We start from the raw sequence: 18,536 nt of genomic DNA, 5'->3' as shown, positions 1-18,536 counted from the left end.
TCGCACTCCCGCCCTCGGCGGTTATCCCCAGAGCGACGCCTCTTGCAGAAACCATCGCCTCGCCCCGTTCCCGGCGTCCGGGGCGGCATCTGTAATTTCACTCAAAATGTTCGAGACGCCCAGGATTTGTCCCGCCATGCGCGGCTTTCGCCCACGGCGGGACCAAGGAACTTGATCCAGAGCGAACGAGACCGCGACTCAAGCGCCGTGCGCCTGCCGACGTCCCCGGTTCAGGCCGGCGTGCTCCAGCGCCGCCAGCACCGCGACGGCGCCGGCCTGGGCCAGGACGAAGGCCGCGCCCAGGACGGTCGGCTTGCAGGTCGCCACCACCGCCAGGCTGCCGACCACCCAACCGGCGTTGCCCGCCACCGCCAGCCACACGAGACCGGGATTCAGCAGGCGGGTGCGGCTCATCCAGGCGAACAGCGCCGCCACCGGAAACAGCGACAGGCCGGCCAGAAACAGCAGCGGCTGCGGCAGGCCCAACGGCCCGGCCAGCGGCGCGGCGGCCAGGGCCATCAGCGCTCCGGCGGCGGCGCAGGTGACGGCGTCGGCGGCGAGAACGCGGCGGACGAAGGAAAGATCGGCGGTCATGGGCTAGGCCCTCCGTTGAAGACGGGGGGAAAGTCGCCGCCGCCGCGCGGCCCGTCGATTACGCGGGAGGTAATGGGCAAGCTGCGCGGCGGCGTTCTAGGGTGCCGGCGAACGAGGAAGCCCATGCCCGAAACCTTCGGAGACCACCTGCGCGCCTGGCGTCAGCGGCGGCGAATGAGCCAGATGGACCTGGCCCTCGAGGCGGAGATCTCGACCCGCCACCTGTCGTTCCTCGAGACGGGTCGCGCCCAACCCAGCCGCGAGATGGTGCTGAACCTGTCCGAACGGCTGGAGACGCCGCTGCGCGAGCGCAACCGCCTGCTGGTCGCCGCCGGCTTCGCCCCCGTCTATCCCGAGCGCGACCTGGGAGACGTCCAGTTGGCGGCCGCCCGCAGGGCGGTGGAACTGATCCTGGCCGCTCACATGCCCTATCCAGCCCTGGCCGCCGACCGGGCCTGGAACTTGGTCGCCGCCAATCCCGCCGCGCTGGCCCTGATGGAGGGCGTTCCTCCCAGCCTGCTCGGCCCGCCGCCCAACGTCATGCGCGTGGGCCTGCATCCGGACGGCCTGATGCGCAGGACGGTCAATCCGGCCGAGTGGCGGCGTCACTTGATCGAACGCCTGCGCCGACAGGTCGCCCACAGCGCCGATCCGGTGCTTGCCGACCTGCTGGACGAGGTCTCGGCCTATCCCACGCCCCCGGCCGGCGACCGGCGCGGCGACGACCTGGGCGGCCTGGCGGTTCCTTTGCGCCTGGTCGACGGCGATCGGGTGTTGTCGTTCATCAGCACGACCACCGTGTTCGGCGACGCTGTCGACGTCACCCTGGCGGAACTGACCCTGGAGACCTTCTTTCCCGCCGATCCGGAGACGGCAACGGCGCTGGCGAACGCAGCGGCGAGCACATGACGAAGATGTAATCTCAGGCTGAAAGGCTCAGCTGTTTACAAACGTATTACAACGCCCCACATTGCCACTCATGGTCGCGCTGAACACGCCTTTGAGTGTCAGGTTGTCCGAAGAGGACGCCCTTTTTCTCGCCGGTCTCGAACTGGAGGGCGCCATCACGGCCAGCGACAAGGTGCGCGGCCTGATCCGCCTCGCCCGCCGCCGGGCCGAGACGCCGGCCGGCTGGGACGCGGCCCTGGCCGCCGCCCACGACATCGCCGCCCCTGCCCTGAAGGCCCTGCGCGCGGCCGAGCTGGCGACCGACCGCCACTCCACCGTCGCCCTGGCCCTGACCTCCGCCGTCGAGGAGATGCTGGCCGTGCTGCTGGCCGCCCCGGCCGAGCTGGCGGGCGCGGATCCACAGGCCCTGGCCCGGCACGAGGCCCGCCTCGTCGACTGCGCAGCGCGCCTGACCGAACAGATGCTGCGCTGGGGCGTGACCCCCAGCGCCCCCGCCTACGATCCGACGATCGTCTCCCGCCGTGTCGCCGCCCTGGGCGAGCTGACCCGCCTGATCACCGCCGCGGGCGACCGCCCGTCGGCCGCCTGACGAGGTTCCTGATGGCAGACACCCTGCGCGCCCGAGTGGGACGCATCGTCAGCGGCGGCGCCCACGCCCTGATCGACGCCCTGGAAGAGGTGATGCCCGACGCGCTGGGCCAACAGGCCCTGCGCGAGGTCGACCAGGCCATCGACGAGGTGCGCGCCGAACTCGGCCGCGCCATCGCCGCCCGCCACCTGGCCGCCAAGCGGCTGACCGAGCAGTCCAGCCGCCACGACGACCTGTCGGCCCAGATCGAGCTGGCCCTCTCCCAGGACCGCGAGGACCTGATCCGCGCCGCGCTGGAGCACCAGCTGGACATCGAGGCCCAGATCCCGGTGCTGGAGACCGCCGTCGCCGACGCCGCCCAGCGCCAGGCCGAGCTGGAAGGCTATCTGGCCGCCCTGCAGGCCACCCGCCGCGAAATGGCCGAGGACCTGACCGACCTGACGGCCGCCCGCGCCAAGGCCCCGCAGCCGCCCACCGACGCCGAGCTGGCGCGCGGCGCCAAGCTGTCGGAACTGGAGCGCCTGGCCCGCGGCCACCGGGTGGACGAGCGCCTCGCCGCGCTCCGCGCCGCCCGCCGCTCGGGAGGTTGAGCCGATGTGGGGGTTCCTGTCGGCCGACGGCAACACGATCTTCCTGGCCGCCCTGCTGCTGATGCTGCTGATCGGCGCGGTCGAGGCCGCCGGCCTGGGCGCGGGCCTGGGCCACGACGGCCTGGACGGAAACGACGCCTCGCTGCTGAACTGGCTGAACGTCGGCCGCCTGCCGCTACTGATGGTGATCGTGGTCTTCCTGTTCGCCTTCGGGGTGACGGGCCTCGTGCTGCAACAGCTGATCGCCGGCGTCTTCCGCCACCCGGCCCCGGCCTGGCTGGCCGGACCGCTGGCGGCCGCGGTCGCCCTGCCCTTCACCCGGGTGCTGAGCCGCGTGCTGGCCCGCATCCTGCCGGGCGACGAGACCACCGCCGTCTCGCGCGAGACCCTGGTCGGCCGCGTCGCCGTGATCGTCACCGGCGAGGCCAGGGTCGGCTCGCCCGCCCAGGCCCGGGTGCGCGACGCCCACGGCCAGACCCACTACGTGATGGTCGAGCCCGACGAGGACGGCGAGACCTTCGCGCAAGGCGCCAGCGTCATCATCGTGCGCAACGCCGGCGCCCGGTTCCTGGCCATCCGCAACGAGAGCGAGGCGCTGCTGTGACGCCCGCCTTCGCCTTCCTGCTGTTCTTCCTTTTCCGCTTTCCCAAACTTCGGGGGTAAATCCGCATGCCTGCCCTGATCGAGATCGCCGTCATCGCCGGGGGGAGCCTCGTCGGCCTCCTCATCCTCGGCCTGATCCTGGCCCGCCTCTACAAGCGCGCTTCCAAGGAGACGTCCTTCGTCCGCACGGGCTTTGGCGGTGAGAAGGTCGTCATGAACGGCGGCGCGCTGATCCTGCCGGTGTTCCACGAGACCATTCCGGTCAACATGAACACCCTGCGCCTGGCCGTCGCCCGCAACAACGAGCAGGCCCTGATCACCAAGGACCGCATGCGCGTCGACGTGCTGGCCGAGTTCTACGTGCGCGTTCAGCCGAGCTCCGAGGCCATCGCCAGCGCCGCCCAGACGCTTGGCCAGCGCACCATGCACCCCGAGCAGTTGAAGGAACTGGTCGAGGGCAAGTTCGTCGACGCCCTGCGCTCGGTGGCCGCCGAGCTGACCATGACCGAGCTGCACGAGCAGCGCACCCACTTCGTCCAGAAGGTGCAGCAGGTCTCGTCCGAGGACCTGCTGAAGAACGGCCTGGAGCTGGAGACCGTGTCGCTGACCGGCCTCGACCAGACCGCCATGGAGTACTTCAACCCCTCGAACGCCTTCGACGCCGAAGGCCTGACGCGGCTGACCGAAGAGATCGAGCTGCGCAAGAAGCTGCGCAACGACATCGAGCAGGACACCCAGGTGCAGATCCGCACCAAGAACCTGGAAGCCCAGCGCCAGACCCTGCAGATCACCCGCGACGAAGAATACGCCAAGCTCGAGCAGGAGCGCGAACTGGCCACCCGTCGCGCCGAGCAATCGGCCGAGGTCGCCCGCCAGCAGGCCGAAAAGACCCAGGAAGCCGAACAGGCCAAGATCGCCAGCGAGCAGCAGATCGAGCAGGCCAAGATCACCGCCGATCGCGCCGTGGCCCAGCAGCGCATCGCCATGGAGCAGGAACTGGGCGAGCGCGAGATCGCCAAGGAACGCGCCGTTGAGACCCAGACGATCGAGAAGGCCAAGGCCATCGAGCTGTCGGAACAGGACCGCGCCATCGCCGTGGCCGAAAAGTCGCGCGCCCAGTCCGAGGCCCAGGCCGACGCCGACAAGGCGCTTGCCCTCGCCGTCGCCGCCGAGGAACAGGTCAAGACCGTCCGCGAACGCGAGGCCGCCGACCGCCAGAAGATCATCGAGCTGATCGAGGCGACCAAGGAGGCCGAGCGCGAGGCCATCGCCGTCAAGGTGGCCGCCGAGGCCGAGAAGACCGCCGCCTCCGACCGGGCCGAGGCCCTGCGCGAGGAAGCCAAGGGCGCGGCCGACAAGACCCGCATCGAGGCCGAAGCCTCGGCGGAGTCCGTCCGCCTGGCCGCCGAGGCCGCCCGCGTGCGCTACGACGTCGACGCCTCGGGTCAGGAAGCCCTCAACAAGGCCGCCAACCTGCTGTCGGCCGACCAGGTGGCCATGGCCATCCGGATCAAGCTGATCGAGAACCTCGACCGGATCATCGCCGAGTCCGTCAAGCCGCTGGAAGCGATCGACTCGATCCGCATCGTCCAGGTCGACGGCCTGAACGGCGCGACCGGCGCTGCTGCGGCCAACGACGCCGGCGGCAGTTCGAACGGCGGCGGCAACCTGGCCGACCAGGTGGTCAGCGGCGCCCTGCGCTACCGGGCTCAGGCCCCGCTGCTCGACCAGCTGATGGCCGAGGTGGGCCTGAACGGCGCGACCCTGCCGGGCCTCACCGCCCCGCTGGCCGAGGTCGCTCCGACCCCCGCCGCCATCGACGGCGTCCCGGCCCCGCGCCGCGTCAAGAAGGCCAAACCCGCCGCGATCGCCGCGCCGGTGGCGGTCGAGGAAGAAGAGGAAGCCGACGAGGAGGCGTAGGCCTTCTCCTCACTGCGGACCATCGGAAGCCGTCGCCCCAAAGGGCGGCGGCTTTCTTCTTGCCAGCGCCGCTCGTCATCCCGGCCGAAGCGTAGCGAAGAGCCGGGACCCAGGGGCCGCCGCACCGCATGGTCAGCTGCGGAATGGGTCGATCAAGCGCCGCGCCCAGTCTCCTGGGTCCCGGGTCTGCGGTCCGCTTCGCGGCCCTCCGCCCGGGATGACGACCGAAGGGGACGTGGGCGCTCAGATCCGGTTGTACGGATACCGATCCCGGATCATCCGCTGGAAGAAGCGTCCCTTCGAGCGCGATCGCGTGAAGGCCGCCGTCACCCGCTCGGGCACGCCGACATAGACGTACTCGTCGCCGTCGATGAAGGTGACGATGAGCTTGCCGTGTTCGGGTTCGTAGTCGATCGCGCGGATCGCGGTGGAGTCGACGAGCATGTGCGAGACCTTTCTTCGGAAAGGGTTCGGACGAGGGCCTACAAGGCTGAAAGCGCGTGGGCCGGGCCGGCGGTTCCGCCCCTTGCCGTCACGGCTTTGAGCATCGGGCGTGAATAAGCTTAAGCTCCCCGCGCGCGGCCGTCCTTGCGCCGCATCAAAGGTTCGGGGAGGACCGCCAAGCTCATGCAAACCCATGCCCTCGTGGCCATCGTCACCCTGGCGGCGCTGATCTGCTACATCTGGATGATCCTGCGCGTGGGCGCCGCCCGCGCCCGCACCAAGATCGACGCCCCGGCCATGACCGGCCACCCCGACCTGGAACGCGCCGTGCGGGTGCAGGCCAACACCCTGGAATGGCTGGTGATCTTCCTGCCGTCGCTGTGGCTGTTCGCGATCTACTGGAACGACCTCTTCGCCGCCGCCGCCGGCGCGGTGTGGATCCTCGGCCGGATCGTCTACGCCCTGTCCTACGCCGCCGACCCGAAGAAGCGGGGCCTGGGCTTCGCCATCCAGGCCTTCACCACCTTCGCCCTGCTGCTGGGCGCGCTGGGCCGGGCGATCTGGGTGGCGGTGACCGTGGGGATGTAGAAAGACCGTCACGACGGCCGTCGAGGAAAAAGGCTCGTCATCCCGGAAAGCCCGCAGGGCTTATCCGGGACCCAGGGGACTAGGCTCAGCGTCCAGGCTCGCCCCCATTGGCGGTGGCCGATACGATGCGGCGGCCCCTGGGTCCCGGCTCTCCGCTCCGCTGCGGCCGGGATGACGGGCTTTGTGTTGGCGCGAAGGAAATTGAGGGAAAGCTCTCAAAAGCCTATAGCCCCGCCATGGTCCTGCCCGTCGATCCCGCCCGCTACAGCGCCTTCCTGGCGGCCATGTTCGTGATGGCCATCACGCCGGGACCCGCCAACCTGTTCGCCATCGCCACCGGCATGGAGAAGGGCAAGGGCGCCGCACTGCTGGGCGTGGTGGGCATGAACACCGCCAGCCTGGTGTGGTTCGTGTTCGCGGCGCTGGGCCTGGGCGCCCTGATCGCCGCCTTCCCGGCCGCCTTCCACGTCCTGGCCCTGGCCGGCGCCGCCTACCTGGTCTGGCTGGGGATCAAGTCGATCCGCGGCGCGCTGAAGCCGGCCAACGCCGAGGGACAGGCCCTGGCCGGCGTGCGCATGTCGTCCAGCCGCTCGGCCTTCCGCGACGGCTTCACCGTGCAGATCGCCAACCCCAAGATCCTGCTGTTCTTCGGCGCGGTGCTGCCGCCGTTCATCGACGTGCAGCGGCCGCTGGTCCCGCAGCTCGTCATGTTCGCCGCCGCCACCATCGGCATGGACCTGATCAGTATGAGCGCCTACGGCCTGGGCGGCGCGGCCCTGGCCTCGCGGATGAACGAGCCGGCCTTCCGCAAGGGCTTCGGCATCCTGGTGGGGGTCCTGCTGATCACCGCCGCCGGCCTGATCGTGGCCCGGGGCTGAAGGCCGGCTTTCTAGAGTCGGCCGGCAATCTCTTTTTACATCGCGGCAACGTGTTCGCCTTGGCGAAACCGCAAAGCTCAGCCATGCATTGTGGTACGGGAGTATAGTGTCGTCCCAGAGGAACGCGTCATGCCCATCAAGAAGGCCAAATGGCTCGCGCTCGCGGCGGTCGCCGCCGCGCTGAGCGCCTGCGCCACCGCCACCCCCTATCAGCCGGCCATTCCGGGCCAGAAGGCCTCGGGCGGCTTCACCGAAATGCGCCTCGAGGGCGACCGCTACCGGGTCGGCTTCGCGGGCAACAGCCTGACCAGCCGCGAGACCGTCGAGCGCTACCTGCTGTACCGGGCCGCCGAGGTGACCGTCGAGCAGGGCTACGACTGGTTCGAGACCGCCGACCGCCGCACCGACCGCACGGCCCGCACGGTGATCGACGAGGATCCGTTCATGCGGCCGGGCTTCGGCTACGGCTATCCGTATGGCTACTGGCGCCCGTCCTGGCGCTATTACGGCCCCCGCTACGGCGGCTGGCGCGCCTGGGACCCCTTCTGGGGCGACCCCTTCTTCGCCAACCGCGCCGAGGTCCGCACGATCGAGAAGTTCGAGGCCAGCACCGAGATCGTCCTGCACAAGGGCGCCAAGCCCTCGGGCGACCCGCGCGCCTACGACGCCCGCGAGATCATCAAGAACCTCGAACCGACCATCCAGCGGCCGGCTCCGGGGCAGTAAGTCGAAACGCGCCCTTCTCCCCTTGCGGGAGAAGGTGTCGGCGAAAGCCGACGGATGAGGGGTCGCACCCACGAAAAACGCCGCGGCAGCTTGTCGGCTGCCGCGGCGTCTTGCGTTTGAGAGACCCCTCACCCGACCTCCCTCCGGGAGGCCACCCTCTCCCACAAGGGGAGAGGGATCAGGCTTTAAGCCACGCAGGCCTCGAAGCCCTTCTTCAGCTCGGCCTCGTCGAGGTCGCGGCCGATGAAGACCATGCGGCTGTAGCGGTTGTCCTTGTCGGTCCAGGGGCGCTGGAAGTCGCCTTCCAGGATCATGTGCACGGCCTGGAACACCAGCCGGCGCTCCTCGCCCTTCACGTCGATGATGCCCTTGGCGCGCAGGATGTCGACGCCCTTGGCGGCCAGCAGCTCGTTCAGCCAGACGGTGACCTTCTGGCCGTCCACCGGCTTGTCGAGGGTCAGGGAAATGCCCTTCACCCCGTCGTCGTGGATGTCGCTCTTGTGGTCGTGGCCATGGTGGTGGTGGTCATGACCGCAGTGCTCGTCGTGCACGTGGTCATGGTCGTGGTGATGGTGCCCGTGGTCGTGGCCGCAGTGCTCGTCATGAACGTGGCCCGGCTCGCCGTGGGCGGGATTGAGGAAATCCGGCTCCAGTTCGGTGATCCGCTCCAGGTCGAAGCTGTGCTTGCCGATGATGGCGGTCAGCGGGACGTTCGAGCGCTCGGCGCGGTGGATCGGCGCCAGCGGGTTGATCTTGCGGATCCGCGCCTCGACGTGGCGCAGGTCGTCCTCGGCCACCAGGTCGGTCTTGTTGAGCACGATCTGGTCGGCGAAGGCGATCTGCTCGACGGCTTCCTTGCTGTCGCTCAGACGCAGCATGATGTGCTTGGCGTCGACCAGGGCGGTGACCGAGTCCAGATAGGTGCGGGCCTTGACGTCCTCGTCGACGAAGAAGGTCTGGGCCACCGGGCCGGGATCGGCCAGGCCCGTGGTCTCGACGACGATGGCGTCGAAGCCGCCCTTGCGCTTCATCAGGCCCGACAGCACCCGGATCAGGTCGCCGCGCACCGTGCAGCAGACGCAGCCGTTGTTCATCTCGAACACTTCTTCATCGGCGCCGACCACCAGGTCGTTGTCGATGCCGACCTCGCCGAACTCGTTGACGATCACGGCGTAGCGCTTGCCGTGCTCCTCGGTGAGGATGCGGTTGAGCAGCGTGGTCTTGCCGGCGCCGAGATAGCCGGTCAGCACGGTGACGGGGATCTTGCCGGGAGCGGGAGCGGTCTGGGTCATGGCGGGTATTTAGGGCGGCGAGCGACGAAGCGAAAGCGGGTGATGGCGCCCTTGCCCCGTCTCACCCGTGGTTTCTGCTCGCCGGGATCAGTCGGCCGGATGCGCCTGCACGCAGATCCGCTTCACGCCGCGCGCGACCGCCCACCGCTCGGCCGCCGCGATCGCGCGGTCCTGGTCATGGTCGTCTTCGGCGAGCGAGACATAGAAGATCGTCTTGCCGTCTTCCGTCTCGCCACGACCCGTTCCGAAGAAACGGCCGTCGTCGCTGGCCTCGATGACGAGCCAGGGCTCTTCGTCGGAAAAATCGGGCGCCTGTTCGCCGGGCTTCAAGCGGATCAGTTCGACCACGCCACTCACGTCTTCAGAAACGCCACCGCCAGGCCGACCAGCACCAGGGCCGCGCCCAGGATCGTCTCCTCGTAGCGCTCCAGCCAGTCGAGGTTCAGGCGGCGCACGCCGGCCAGGGAAAGGCCCGTGAACAGCAGCATCCCCGCCGCCGTCGCCGCCAGCAGCACCACGCTGAGCAGCAGGAACGCGCCCCAGCCGTGCTTCATCCCGGCCAGATAGTAGGGCAGGAAGGCCTCGCACGGCGACAGCGTCAGCAGCACCACCAGGGCGGTGATGGCCGCGCGGTCCGACGCGTAGGTCCGCCGGCCGGCCTCGGGCAGGGCGTGGCTGTGCCTGCCGCGCGCTATATAGAAGAGACCCACCGCCACCATCAGCCCGCCGACGATCCAGTGGAAGAGGTGGCCAAGGCGCGGCTCAAGGGCCAGGCCCGCGATCACCAGAACCAAGCCCAGCAGGATGGTCAGGGCCACGTGGCCCAGGCCGGCCAGCAGAGTCACGCCAAGCGTGCGCCCCGCCGACCATTTCTGCGCGCGGCCGACCAGCACGAACGGCAGCCAATGGGTTGGCAGGGCCGCGTGCAGGAAGGCCACCATGAAGCCGGTGGCCGCGATCGAGGCGAAGAAGGCGGACGTCACGCCCGCGCTATAGCCTGTTACAAAATAACGAGCCAGAGGAGTCATGCGGGCCGCGCGACACAGGCTCCGGCTTGAATCCAGTCAAGGGCTTTAGACGCGTCCTTGGCCGTTGACTCACAGCCTTTCGACGCTATAAGTGCGCCCCTCTCGCCCGCCGGGTTTCCTAGCGGGCGTTCCGTATTTTGCGAACAGCACGTTATTTAAGGCGCTAACCTATGTACGCGGTCATCAAAACCGGCGGCAAGCAGTACCGGGTCCAAGCCGGCGACCTGCTGGTCGTCGAGAAGCTCGACGGTCAACCTGGCGCGGAAGTCGCGTTTGGCGAAGTTCTGCTGCTGGGCGAAGGCGAGGCCGTGACGGTCGGCGCCCCCACCGTTGACGGCGCCGTCGTCAACGCCACCCTGATCGAAACCCGCAAGGGCGAGAAGGTGAAGATCTTCAAGAAGATCCGCCGTCAGGGCTACCGCCGCACCCGCGGTCACCGCCAGACCGAAACGGTCCTGCGCGTGACGTCGGTCGCCGGCGCCGGCAAGGAAAGCAAGTGGGACGGCACGATCGACCTGACCCCGAAGGTCATCCTCGACGCCCGCGCCCGCGGTCTCGGCGACGCCGCCGTGCCCTTCACCATCCCGGAAGCTCCGGCCGCCAAGGCTGAAGCCGCCGCTCCGAAGAAGAAGGCCGCGCCGAAGAAGGCCGCCGCCCCCGCTCCGGAAGCTGAAGCTTAAGATCCGCCAGGATCTTTTTGGATTGATCTGACTCAAGGTCCGCGCGTCGGAAACCGGGTCAAAGATTAGGAGAGCATCATGGCTCACAAGAAATCTGGCGGCTCGTCCAGTAACGGTCGCGACTCAGAATCGAAGCGCCTTGGCGTAAAGAAGTTCGGCGGCGAGAAGGTTCTCGCCGGCAACATCCTCGTTCGTCAGCGCGGCACCAAGTTCTACCCGGGCGCCAACGTCGGCATGGGTAAGGATCACACCCTCTTCGCCCTCGTCGAAGGCGCCGTGGGCTTTGTGACCAAGAAGCAGAACCGTACCTACGTGACCGTGGCCCCGGTGGCCCAGGCCGCCGAATAGTACGATCTGAAGTCTCTCTTCGGATCGTGCTTCCTAAACGAAGACGATCCGGACGCGACGAATACGAAGCGGGGAGTCCGGACGCCGGACTCCCCGCTTTTGTTTGTCCATGCTCCAGAAAAAGCCTCATCCAGGCAATTGGAGCGTCACGGTCCCGCACTATCTGAGGCGCGTCGCAGTATCGGCGCCTCGCGTGAAGAAGGGCCGGGAAAGGGAGACGCGCCATGTGCGTGATCGAAAGAAGTCCCGTCATAGAGACGCGGCGGCTCGCCCTGCGGGCGCCGGACATGTCCGACGCGCCGCGCATCGCCAGCCTGGGCGCCGACTACGCCATCCCCAAGATGACCACCCGCATGCCCTGGCCCTACGGCCAGGCTGACGCCGAAGAGTTCGTGGCCCGCGTCCAGGCCCAGGACTGGAGCCGCAACGCCACCTTCGTCATCGACCTGGAGGACGCCGGGGTCGTCGGCGTGCTGGGCTTCTTCCCCAACGAGGACGGCCGGCTCGAGGTCGGCTACTGGATCGGCCGGCCGTTCTGGGGCCGCGGCCTGGCGACCGAGGCCCTGCAAGGCGCCCTCTCCTGGGCCGCCCACGACTGGCGGCGCAAGCTGGTCGTCGCCGGCCACTTCGCCGACAATCCCGCCTCGGGCCAGGTGCTGGTCAAGGCCGGCTTCCTCTACACCGGCGTCGTCACGGAAAAAGACTCGGTGTCCCGCGGGGCCAGCGTGCCGACGCGGATGATGGTCTGGCTGGCCTAGAGGCCCCCTCTCTCTTTGAGAGAGGGAGGGGCCCATGGCGAAGCCATGGGAGGGTGAGAGGCAACAAACTCACCGGATGAAGCGCGGCGGGTCGGCGGAACATCCGCCCACGCTGAAACCCCTCACCCTCCCACCGCTTCGCGGCGGCCCCCTCCCTCTCCCTATGGAAGAGGGATCAGAAGGCAGCCCTCAGTGGGCAAACCTGCAACATCATGTAAGATGCATCCCCATAATATGGGAGGCATCATGCATCGTCGCGTTCTGGCCGGTCTGGCGCTTGTTCTGACCCTCACGGCGCCCGCCGCCGCGCTCGCGCAGGCGAAAAAGCCGCTCTACCGCGACCCGGTGTTCGACGGCGCGGCCGACGTGGCCATCGCCTGGGACAAATCGGGCAAGCTGTGGCGGATGTTCTACACCAACCGCCGCGCGACGCTGAAACTGGAGGACCCCAAGGACGTCGCCTGGCTGCACGCCACCGCCATCGGCGTGGCCACCTCCAAGGACGGCTTGGCCTGGACCTACGCCGGCACGGCCAACATCCCCTCAGCCTGCACCGGCGAAACCCTGTGGGCGCCCGAGATCTTCACCGAGAACGGCGTCCACCACATGTTCCTGACCGTGGTGCCGGGCATCTTCCACCGCTGGAACCTGCCGGAAGCCGGCGCGAAGATCGTCCACCTGACCTCCACCGATCTTGCGGCCTGGACCTGCGCCGACACCCTCGACCTGGGCTCTGACCGGGTGATCGACGCCGGCGTCATCAAGGCCCCGCAGGGCGGCTACCGGATGTGGTTCAAGGACGAGCGCAAGGACAGCCGCATCTTCTTCGCCGACAGCCCGGACCTGAAGACCTGGACCCGCCAGCCTGGCTTCGTCGCCGACTTCGCCGGCGAGGGCCCCAAGGTGTTCTTCTTCGAAGGCTCCTGGTGGATGATCGCCGACGCCTGGAAGGGCCTGGCGGTGCTGCGCTCCAAGGACGCCGTGACCTGGGAGCGCCAGCCGGGCTTCATCCTCGACAAGCCGGGCGCTGCGCCCACCGATCGGGACCTGGGCCATCACCCCGACGTGGTCGTCAACGACGGCCGGGCGCTGCTCTACTACTTCGTCGGCCAGGGCAAGGAGGACGAAGCCAAGACCGATCCGGTGTGGAACCAGCGCACGGTGATCCAGCTGGGCGAACTGAAGGTCGGCAAGGACGGCTGGCTTACGATCAACCGCGAGGCCGTCGTGAAGAAGGGCCTGAAGGCGGCGCGCAATTGAACACCTCTCCCGTGGGGAGAGGGAGGGGCCCGCGCCGAAGGCGTGGGAGGGTGAGGGCGTACGCCGTCGGCGGTCCCGTCACCCGTTCAACGTGCGAAATCGGAAAGTGTGAAACCCCTCACCCTCCCAGGCTATCGCCTGGGCCCCTCCCTCTCCCTATGGGAGAGGTGGACTTGATCAGGGGGAGTATCTGATCAAGCCGCCCGATGCGTGTGGATCACCTTCTGCGGGCCTTCGCGGAACCGCTTCTCGGCCGTCACGATGCGCTCGCACAGGGCGTCGAGGTCGCTGAGCAGCGAATATGTGGCGTAGATGGGGATCTCCATCATCGCCACCTGCGCGCGCGGCATGAACTCGCAGTATTTCTTCCACGAGATGTGGTTGTCGCGGGCGGTCAGGGCGCGCTGGCCCAGCGGGTTCCACAGGTTCAGGTCGACCAGCTCGTCGCGGCATTCCTTCATCACCGGCAGGGCGATGTAGAGGAACAGGAAGGTCGGGGTGGCCGCGCGGCTGAACTGGGGCTGCACCTGCATGTGCCAGATGCGGAAGGCCTCGAAGAAATTGGCCTTGCGAGCCGGATCCGGCGGCAGCCAGCTAGCCTCGGTGTTGATCACCTCGGCGGCGCTGGCCGCGCGCTTGACCAGCTCGTCGGCGCTGCGGCCGCCGGCCATGGTCTTCGACAGGGCCGCGACCGGAATGTTCAGCTTGCGCGCGACGTCGGTGAAGCTGACCTGCTGGCCGCCCATCGGCGTGAACTGGCCGAAATTGGGCGCGTTGGGCGCCTTGGCCCGGCGAATGGCGGCGGCTTCGTGCTCGAGCTTCTGGGACTCGCGCTTCTTTTCGGCCTGGATGCGATCGAACTCGGCCTCGTGCGCGGCCTGCTCGTCGGGCGTCATCCAGCGGGCCCGCCCGGGGCCGTAGGTGCGCTCGAGCCGATTGATCAGCACCAGGACGTGGTTTTCGGACGGCTTGCGGCCGATGTCGCCCAGGAACGCGCGGAAGTCGCGCCACGTCCCGGTCACGCCGGTGCCACGGCTCATCAGGATGTTACGGTGGATCGACGCCTCGCCCGCATATTTGCGGCATAGCGTCTGCAGCGTCAGGTCCTTGAGGTCCTGATCGAGTTCATCCCTGACGTTCGCTTCCGTCGACAACGGACGCCTCCCCCCTCCACGAGAAATAGAGAATTTTCGCCCCGAGACTGTTTGTCGCACCGCGTGTTTAACATTTCGTCACAACGCCGAACAGCGTTCAAGGCAGCGCTTGTTTGTCGCAATATCGACACGGGCGGCGCTTGGTCGCGCGTTCCACAGGTTGCGCCAGGTCCATTTTGCTCGACGCGAAACCCGTGTTGGGACAAAAGACGCCCATGAAATTCCTGGATCAATGCAAGATCTTCATCCGCTCCGGAAACGGCGGCGGCGGGTCGGTGTCTTTCCGACGCGAGAAGTACATCGAATACGGCGGCCCCGACGGCGGGGACGGCGGTCGCGGCGGCGACATCTGGATCGAGGCCGTCGAGGGCCTCAACACCCTGATCGACTATCGCTACCAGCAGCACTTCAAGGCCGGCACCGGCGTGCACGGCATGGGCCGCCAACGCCACGGCGCGGCCGGCGACGACATCGTCCTGAAGGTCCCGGTCGGCACCGAGGTGCTGGAAGAGGACAAGGAGACCCTGATCGTCGACCTCGACCAGGCGGGCATGCGCGTGCTGCTGGCCAAGGGCGGCAACGGCGGCTGGGGCAACCTGCACTTCAAGGGTCCGGTGAACCAGGCCCCGATGTGGGCCAATCCCGGCCAGGAGGGCGAGGAGCGCTGGCTGTGGCTGCGCCTCAAGCTGATCGCCGACGTCGGCCTGGTGGGCCTGCCCAACGCCGGCAAGTCGACCTTCCTGGCGGCCGCCAGCGCCGCCAAGCCGAAGATCGCCGACTATCCCTTCACCACCCTGACCCCGAACCTGGGCGTCGTGGACCTGTCGACCAGCGAGCGCTTCGTGCTGGCCGACATCCCCGGCCTGATCGAGGGCGCGTCGGAAGGCGCAGGTCTGGGCACCCGGTTCCTGGGCCACGTCGAGCGCTCGGCCACCTTGATCCATCTGGTGGACGCCACCCAGGACGACATCGTCGGCGCCTGGACCACGATCCGCGGCGAGCTCGAAGCCTATGGCGACGAGCTGGGCGACAAGTCCGAGATCCTGGCGCTGAACAAGATCGACGCCCTGGACGACGAGACCCGCGCGGCCAAGCAGGCCGAGCTCGAGGCCGTGGCCGGCGTCAAGCCGCTGCTGATCTCCGGCGTGTCGGGCGAAGGGGTCACCGAGCTCCTGCGCGCGGCCTATCGCCAGGTGCGCGTGCGCCGCGGCGACGCCGTGGCCGAGATCGAGGAAGACGAGGACCACATCGAGGAGACGCCGGGGGGCTGGCAGCCGTGAACCTGGGGGTCGGGGGACCTCTGGGCCAGGCCCGGAGGATCGTGTTCAAGGTCGGCTCGGCCCTGCTGGTCGACGCCGCCACCGGCGCGGCCAACAAGGGCTGGCTGGAGGCGTTCTGCGCCGACGCCGCGGCCCTGCGCGCGGCCGGCAAGCAGGTGGTCGTGGTCTCGTCCGGCGCGGGGGCGCTGGGGCGCCGGCGCCTTGGCCTGTCGGGCCGCAAGATCACCCTGCCGGAGAAGCAGGCCGCGGCCGCCGCCGGCCAGAGCCTCCTGATGCGGGCCTGGGAAGAGGCGTTCGAGCCGCACGGCGTCGGCGTCGCCCAGATCCTGATGACCCGCGACGACACCGAGACCCGCCGCCGCTGGCTGAACGCCCGCGCCACGGTCGAGACCCTGCTGTCGCTGGGCGTGGTTCCCGTCGTCAACGAGAACGACACGGTGGCGACCGAAGAGATCCGCTATGGCGACAACGACCGCCTGGCCGCCCGCGTCGGCCAGCTGGCGGGCGCCGACCTGCTGGTGCTGCTGTCGGACATCGACGGCCTCTACACCGCCGACCCGCGCCGCGACCCGGCCGCCACCCACATTCCGCGCGTCTCGGAGATCACCCCGGCGATCGCCGCCATGGCCGAGGGCGCAAACGCCGCCGCCGGCGTGGGCACCGGCGGCATGGCCACCAAGATCGCCGCCGCCCGCATCGCCCGGGCCGCCGGCTGCGCCACCCTGATCACCCTGGGCTCGCGCCCGCGTCCGCTGGCCGCCATCGAGGAGGGTGCGCCCGCCACCCTGATCGAGGCCGCCGCCTCGCCCGCCGCCGCCTACAAGGCCTGGATCGCCGGTTCGCTGGCCCCGCAGGGCTGGGTGACGGTCGACGCCGGCGCCGCAGCCGCCCTGAAGACCGGCAAGAGCCTGCTGTCCGCCGGCGTGCGCGCCGTCGAGGGCCCGTTCGAAAAGGGCGACGCCGTCCGCGTCCGCGACGAGACCGGCCGCGAGGTCGCCCGCGGCCTGGTGCGCTACGACAGCGCCGACGCCCATAAGATCGCCGGCCTGCGCAGCGACGCCATCGAGGCCGAACTGGGCTTCACCGAAGGCCCGATGATCCACGCCGACGACCTGGCGGTGGGGGGGTAAGGCCCCCTCAGTCGCCGAGCCAAAGATCCTCCCCCTTCAGGGGGAGGATCTTCTACTTCAAAAACCCATCCACGGCCTTGGCGAACGCCTCGGGCTGGTCGGCCATGATGAAGTGGCGGCTGCTGTCGACACGGACCAGCTTCACGCCGGGCAGGGCGTCGTACTCGCGCATCCACAGCGCCCCGACCACGGCCGGCGGCAGGGCGCCCTCGGCGTCGACGGCGTAGAGGGCGGTGACCGGAACCTTCATCGCCGCCAGGCCCGGACGGGCGTCCAGCGTCATCACCTCCGAGATCGCCTTGGCCATAGCCTTGCGGTCGGAGGCCAGCGACCAGGCGACGATGGTCTCCTGCATGGCCGGGGTCTTCGACAGGCCCTTGGCGGCGGCGGCCTGCTGGGCGGCGAAGGCCTCGGGGCTGGCCGACAGGACGCCGGCGGCCATGCGGTCGGCGAACGGCTTGGCGGTGGCGCTCGTCGCGGTCGGTCCGAACATGGCGCTGTAGAATGGCAGGCTGTCGACGGTCATCACCCGGCCCACGAGCCCGGGATGACGCTGGGCCAGCAGCAGGGCCGACAGCCCGCCCATCGAATGGCCGATCACCGCCGGCTGCTTGAGGCCGGCCGAGCGGATGTAGGCCGCCAGGGCCTCGACCGCCGGGTCGACGAACGGCCCGTCGCCGCCGGTCCAGGGCTGGCCGGCGAAGCCCGACAGCTGCACCAGATGCACGCGGTGCGTGGCCTTCAGCCGGTCGGCCAGCGGCCGGAACGCCTCGCGCGAGGAGGCAAGGCCCGGCACCAGGATCACGTCGCCCCCCTGCCCCACGACCTCGACCGTCAGGCGCTCGGAGGTGAAGGCCGGCTGCGCCCGGACGACCGAGACCGTGATCCCCAGAACCAGCAGGGCGGCGAAGAAGACGATGCAGGCGCGCGCGATCGCACGACCGCCGAAGAAGGCGAACGACATGGGTGTTGCTCCTGAACTCGGGTTGGGAACGTCCTCAGCGGACGTGCGGGTTCTCGAAGATCTCTTCGATCGGCCGCTCGAAGACGGCGGCGATGCGGTAGGCGAGATCGAGGGACGGGTCGTGCTTCTCGGTCTCCAGGGCGTTGACCGCCTGGCGCGAGACGTTCAGCTGCTGACCGAGCTGTTCCTGGGTCCAGCCCCGCTCGACGCGCAGCAGCTTCAGGCGGTTCTTCATCGCGTGCTCCGGATGAAGGGCGAGACCACCCCGAACACGGCCCAGAACAGCGGATAGATCAGCCAGCCCGGCAGGTGCGGCGCGTGGGCGTAGCTCTCGCCGAAACCCCAGACCGAGAACAGGGCCATGGCCACGCCCGAGGCGACGATGAACTGCCGGGCGACCAGGGCGCGGACGAACTCGTCGGACTCGGCCATCAGGGCCAGGGTCGCCCAGATCTGCCCGATCACCGGGGCCGAAACCACCAGCGCCAGCGCCCAGGCCGCCACCGGCGTCCTGATGTCGTCGAAAGCGCCGAAGATCGCGCCGGTGTTGACCAGCACGTAGGGGATCATGAACGCCAGGGTGCGGATCACGTAGCGCCTGTGCGCCGAGGTCTGGAACTTTCCGATCGCCAGCATGGCTCGCCTCCCGTTGATGTAAGGCAAACCTGACACGATCAAAATGTCATGTCAACCTGACATGATGTCGGGATCTCCTGACACGCCATTCAGGCTTTCTCGGCCACTCGCCAGCAATTGGCCATTTCCCCGGGGGAGCAAAAAGCCTAGGTAAGCCTCAATCTG

24 protein-coding genes are annotated in these 18,536 nt (G+C 68.8%); 14 read left to right on the top strand and 10 right to left on the bottom strand.

The genetic code is table 11. From position 1 onward, the window contains the following. Nucleotides 1-198 precede the first annotated feature (198 nt). Entirely contained in the window at nt 199-594 is a 396-nt protein-coding gene (locus P7A99_RS06695; RefSeq protein ID WP_277793133.1) for a hypothetical protein, read from the bottom strand. Nucleotides 595-717: 123 nt separating this feature from the next. Between P7A99_RS06695 and P7A99_RS06690 the strand changes: the two genes are divergently transcribed. The 5 genes from P7A99_RS06690 (at nt 718) to P7A99_RS06670 (ending at nt 5,205) form a co-directional block, all read left to right on the top strand. Continuing rightward, on the top strand, nt 718-1,503 hold the full coding sequence (locus tag P7A99_RS06690) for a helix-turn-helix transcriptional regulator (RefSeq protein WP_277793132.1): 786 nt from the start codon (nt 718-720) through the stop codon (nt 1,501-1,503). Nucleotides 1,504-1,606: 103 nt separating this feature from the next. Then, nucleotides 1,607-2,092, top strand: a complete 486-nt coding sequence (locus P7A99_RS06685) for a hypothetical protein (protein WP_277793131.1) — start codon at nt 1,607-1,609, stop codon at nt 2,090-2,092. Between the two features lie 11 nt (nt 2,093-2,103). Next, nucleotides 2,104-2,682, top strand: coding sequence for a PspA/IM30 family protein (locus P7A99_RS06680; protein WP_277793130.1), 579 nt, complete (start codon nt 2,104-2,106; stop codon nt 2,680-2,682). A gap of 4 nt (nt 2,683-2,686) precedes the next feature. Further along, nucleotides 2,687-3,286: a YqiJ family protein gene (locus P7A99_RS06675; RefSeq protein ID WP_277793129.1), complete on the top strand. Its 600-nt coding sequence runs from the start codon at nt 2,687-2,689 to the stop codon at nt 3,284-3,286. A gap of 65 nt (nt 3,287-3,351) precedes the next feature. Then, nucleotides 3,352-5,205 carry a flotillin family protein gene (locus P7A99_RS06670; RefSeq protein ID WP_277793128.1) on the top strand — a complete coding sequence of 618 codons (1,854 nt, stop codon included), beginning with the start codon at nt 3,352-3,354 and terminating at the stop codon, nt 5,203-5,205. 243 nt (nt 5,206-5,448) lie between these two features. Here the strand turns inward: P7A99_RS06670 and P7A99_RS06665 are convergent, their stop codons facing one another. After that, nucleotides 5,449-5,649 carry a KTSC domain-containing protein gene (locus P7A99_RS06665; protein ID WP_058347756.1) on the bottom strand — a complete coding sequence of 67 codons (201 nt, stop codon included), beginning with the start codon at nt 5,647-5,649 and terminating at the stop codon, nt 5,449-5,451. A 183-nt stretch (nt 5,650-5,832) separates the two neighbouring features. On the opposite strand from P7A99_RS06665, the gene P7A99_RS06660 reads away from it, so the two are divergent. Then, nucleotides 5,833-6,237 carry an MAPEG family protein gene (locus tag P7A99_RS06660; protein WP_277793127.1) on the top strand — a complete coding sequence of 135 codons (405 nt, stop codon included), beginning with the start codon at nt 5,833-5,835 and terminating at the stop codon, nt 6,235-6,237. 60 nt (nt 6,238-6,297) lie between these two features. Here P7A99_RS06660 and P7A99_RS25190 read toward each other — a convergent pair whose 3' ends face one another. Further along, nucleotides 6,298-6,456, bottom strand: coding sequence for a hypothetical protein (locus P7A99_RS25190; protein ID WP_431307648.1), 159 nt, complete (start codon nt 6,454-6,456; stop codon nt 6,298-6,300). A gap of 17 nt (nt 6,457-6,473) precedes the next feature. Here P7A99_RS25190 and P7A99_RS06655 point away from each other — a divergent pair, with 17 nt between their 5' ends. Continuing rightward, on the top strand, nt 6,474-7,115 hold the full coding sequence (locus P7A99_RS06655; RefSeq protein ID WP_277793126.1) for a LysE family translocator: 642 nt from the start codon (nt 6,474-6,476) through the stop codon (nt 7,113-7,115). 129 nt (nt 7,116-7,244) lie between these two features. Beyond that, nucleotides 7,245-7,841: a CC0125/CC1285 family lipoprotein gene (locus P7A99_RS06650; protein WP_165260612.1), complete on the top strand. Its 597-nt coding sequence runs from the start codon at nt 7,245-7,247 to the stop codon at nt 7,839-7,841. A 185-nt stretch (nt 7,842-8,026) separates the two neighbouring features. Here the strand turns inward: P7A99_RS06650 and P7A99_RS06645 are convergent, their stop codons facing one another. The 3 genes from P7A99_RS06645 to P7A99_RS06635 form a co-directional block, all read right to left on the bottom strand. Next, the gene (locus tag P7A99_RS06645; protein WP_277793125.1) at nt 8,027-9,133 is read right to left on the bottom strand and encodes a CobW family GTP-binding protein; all 1,107 of its coding nucleotides are present in this window, start codon (nt 9,131-9,133) and stop codon (nt 8,027-8,029) included. An 87-nt stretch (nt 9,134-9,220) separates the two neighbouring features. After that, nucleotides 9,221-9,481: a hypothetical protein gene (locus P7A99_RS06640; protein WP_277793124.1), complete on the bottom strand. Its 261-nt coding sequence runs from the start codon at nt 9,479-9,481 to the stop codon at nt 9,221-9,223. A 5-nt stretch (nt 9,482-9,486) separates the two neighbouring features. Next, nucleotides 9,487-10,116, bottom strand: a complete 630-nt coding sequence (locus tag P7A99_RS06635) for a hypothetical protein (protein WP_277793123.1) — start codon at nt 10,114-10,116, stop codon at nt 9,487-9,489. Between the two features lie 215 nt (nt 10,117-10,331). Here P7A99_RS06635 and rplU point away from each other — a divergent pair, with 215 nt between their 5' ends. The 4 genes from rplU (at nt 10,332) to P7A99_RS06615 (ending at nt 13,207) form a co-directional block, all read left to right on the top strand. Continuing rightward, nucleotides 10,332-10,841, top strand: coding sequence for a 50S ribosomal protein L21 (rplU, locus tag P7A99_RS06630; RefSeq protein ID WP_101712765.1), 510 nt, complete (start codon nt 10,332-10,334; stop codon nt 10,839-10,841). Between the two features lie 78 nt (nt 10,842-10,919). After that, the gene (rpmA, locus tag P7A99_RS06625) at nt 10,920-11,189 is read left to right on the top strand and encodes a 50S ribosomal protein L27 (protein ID WP_165260602.1); all 270 of its coding nucleotides are present in this window, start codon (nt 10,920-10,922) and stop codon (nt 11,187-11,189) included. 224 nt (nt 11,190-11,413) lie between these two features. Next, on the top strand, nt 11,414-11,947 hold the full coding sequence (locus P7A99_RS06620) for a GNAT family N-acetyltransferase (RefSeq protein ID WP_277793122.1): 534 nt from the start codon (nt 11,414-11,416) through the stop codon (nt 11,945-11,947). A gap of 246 nt (nt 11,948-12,193) precedes the next feature. Next, entirely contained in the window at nt 12,194-13,207 is a 1,014-nt protein-coding gene (locus P7A99_RS06615; protein WP_277793121.1) for a glycoside hydrolase family 43, read from the top strand. A gap of 194 nt (nt 13,208-13,401) precedes the next feature. Here P7A99_RS06615 and P7A99_RS06610 read toward each other — a convergent pair whose 3' ends face one another. Then, nucleotides 13,402-14,361 carry a hypothetical protein gene (locus P7A99_RS06610; RefSeq protein ID WP_277793120.1) on the bottom strand — a complete coding sequence of 320 codons (960 nt, stop codon included), beginning with the start codon at nt 14,359-14,361 and terminating at the stop codon, nt 13,402-13,404. Between the two features lie 215 nt (nt 14,362-14,576). Here P7A99_RS06610 and obgE point away from each other — a divergent pair, with 215 nt between their 5' ends. Next, nucleotides 14,577-15,641, top strand: coding sequence for a GTPase ObgE (gene obgE / locus P7A99_RS06605; RefSeq protein ID WP_277793119.1), 1,065 nt, complete (start codon nt 14,577-14,579; stop codon nt 15,639-15,641). Further along, entirely contained in the window at nt 15,638-16,771 is a 1,134-nt protein-coding gene (proB, locus tag P7A99_RS06600) for a glutamate 5-kinase (RefSeq protein WP_277793118.1), read from the top strand. The genes obgE and proB overlap by 4 nt, the downstream gene beginning before the upstream one ends. Nucleotides 16,772-16,823: 52 nt before the next feature. Here proB and P7A99_RS06595 read toward each other — a convergent pair whose 3' ends face one another. The 3 genes from P7A99_RS06595 to P7A99_RS06585 are packed head-to-tail and all read right to left on the bottom strand — an operon-like array spanning nt 16,824 to nt 18,371. Beyond that, the gene (locus P7A99_RS06595; protein WP_277793117.1) at nt 16,824-17,735 is read right to left on the bottom strand and encodes an alpha/beta fold hydrolase; all 912 of its coding nucleotides are present in this window, start codon (nt 17,733-17,735) and stop codon (nt 16,824-16,826) included. Nucleotides 17,736-17,769: 34 nt separating this feature from the next. Then, nucleotides 17,770-17,970, bottom strand: a complete 201-nt coding sequence (locus P7A99_RS06590; protein WP_058347741.1) for a helix-turn-helix transcriptional regulator — start codon at nt 17,968-17,970, stop codon at nt 17,770-17,772. Continuing rightward, nucleotides 17,967-18,371, bottom strand: a complete 405-nt coding sequence (locus P7A99_RS06585) for a hypothetical protein (protein WP_277793116.1) — start codon at nt 18,369-18,371, stop codon at nt 17,967-17,969. The genes P7A99_RS06590 and P7A99_RS06585 overlap by 4 nt, the downstream gene beginning before the upstream one ends. Between the last annotated feature and the right edge of the window lie 165 nt (nt 18,372-18,536).

The organism is Caulobacter endophyticus (assembly GCF_029543245.1).
Lineage (GTDB): Bacteria > Pseudomonadota > Alphaproteobacteria > Caulobacterales > Caulobacteraceae > Caulobacter > Caulobacter endophyticus_A.
Note: the sequence above shows the minus strand (reverse complement) of the source record. Positions and strands in the feature narration are given on the sequence as shown.